The sequence below is a fragment of the Paenibacillus thiaminolyticus genome, from assembly GCF_003591545.1.
Taxonomy (GTDB): Bacteria; Bacillota; Bacilli; order Paenibacillales; family Paenibacillaceae; genus Paenibacillus_B; species Paenibacillus_B thiaminolyticus_A.
This window is the reverse complement of the sequence record NZ_QYZD01000095.1, coordinates 1-1,857: the sequence shown is the minus strand read 5'-3', so window position 1 is coordinate 1,857 and position 1,857 is coordinate 1. Positions and strand designations below refer to the sequence as shown.

Genomic DNA, 1,857 nt, shown 5'->3' with positions numbered 1-1,857 from the left:
GTCGCGGGAGGAGCCAAGTCCCCGCGTAGCTAGGATGCCTGCGTACGGCGAAATCTGTGCGTAGAAGCGCATCGACGAAAGTACCTGTCGGAGACAGGGCGAGCAACAGACCAGGCCGTAACATGAAGTGAATCCTGCCGCGTCGTCAAAAAGGCCTCGCAAGAGGGAAAAGAGGAAGCCGAGTCCCGTGAATATGGACGAAGGCCAAGGAAGCTGTTTAGAACTTGGAGCGGCAGCGAAGAATCCTCCGGCGTAGGGGGAGCGGCATGGTCTGAAAGAGGATGCAGTGAACTGGGGAGACCCTCCCCTGCACGAAAGTTTTTTTTCGTAGTGAGGCTTTCTATAAGCCCAAAAGGTGAAGTGAAACGCCAGCAGGAAGGGAGTCCGAGGGGCTCATAGTACCGAGGAACCGCAGGACAACACAACCTGCGAGAGGGAAGGAGCCCTGCTTTGTTCATGTTTCTTGAGGAGGTACGAGTCAGTGAATGCCAAACGGCTAACAACACCAAAGGAAAACGTTCAACAACTCCAAGAGAAACTAGGTCATGCGGCCAAGGAAAGCAAGAAGCGCAGATTCCATGCGTTGTACGACAAGGTATACCGAATGGATATCTTGTGGGAGGCATGGCGGAGGGTTAGAGCCAACAAAGGATCAGCTGGGGTCGACGGAGAGACGTTGACAGACATCGAAAAACAGGGAGAACATCTCTTCCTGCATGAATGTCATCAACTGATGAAGGAAGGCAACTACCACCCCCAGCCTGTACGGAGGCACTACATCCCGAAGAAAGACGGGAAGCAAAGGCCACTTGGAATCCCCACCGTCCGAGACCGCGTCATACAGATGGCGGCGAAGCTGGTTATGGAACCGATCTTTGAAGCGGACTTTCAGGAATCCTCGTTCGGATTCCGCCCAAAGCGAAGCGCGAAGCAAGCGCTCGACCGAATTCGGAAAGCATGCAACCGCAAAGGCAATTGGGTGGTCGACGTCGACATCCAAGGCTACTTCGACACCATCGACCAAGAGAAGCTGATGAAACTGGTGGAAATGCGAATCAGCGATAGACGAATCCTGAAATTGGTGCGGAAGTGGCTGCAAGCGGGGGTTATGGAAGAAGGAAAGGTGAGACGCTCAGATTTGGGAACGCCGCAGGGTGGAGTTATTTCACCGCTTCTGGCGAACATCTATCTGAACTATTTCGACATCCTGTGGGAACGACATGGCAGCGGAAGCGGAGAACTTACGCGGTACGCGGATGACTTCGTGATCGTGTGCAAGACAAAGAAAGACGCAGATCGTGCGTACAAGATCATACGCACGATCATGGAGCGACTGGAACTCACCTTGCATCCGACCAAAACGCGCATCGTCGGCCTATGGACGGGAGAAGAAGGCTTCGACTTTCTTGGCATGCACCATCGCAAGGCGAAAGCAGAAACCTCTAAAGGAAAGGTGTACTACACCACCCAACAGTGGCTGACTCGGAAAGCGGAAGAACGCATCCGAGAAGTGGTAAAGGAGCGATTAGCGCCACCGAACATGCGTCATAAGTCATTCATTGATCATGTGGAATGGCTGAATCCCAAGATTCAAGGCTGGCGGAACTATTACTACACGGCTTACAGCCAACAGAAGATGGCGAAGCTGGATTGGTACATCGTACAACGACTTTCAAGATGGTATGCGAAGAAGCGACAACGCTCGCACTGGATAAGTTCGATCCGCGAGGTCAGGTTCTTAGCTACACAATATGGACTTAAAACGCTCTTGTAAACTGCATGCACATGGCTGACGAACATCGGAAAGCCGTATGAGGGAAAACCTCACGTACGGTTTGATGAGGAGGGGCAGAAATT

General features: G+C 52.5%; 1 protein-coding gene. It reads left to right on the top strand.

The features are described 5' to 3' along the window. The first annotated feature begins 481 nt into the window (after window positions 1-481). The gene (gene ltrA, locus DQX05_RS30045; protein ID WP_119796887.1) at window positions 482-1,774 is read left to right on the top strand and encodes a group II intron reverse transcriptase/maturase; all 1,293 of its coding nucleotides are present in this window, start codon (window positions 482-484) and stop codon (window positions 1,772-1,774) included. The last annotated feature ends 83 nt before the right edge of the window (window positions 1,775-1,857 follow it).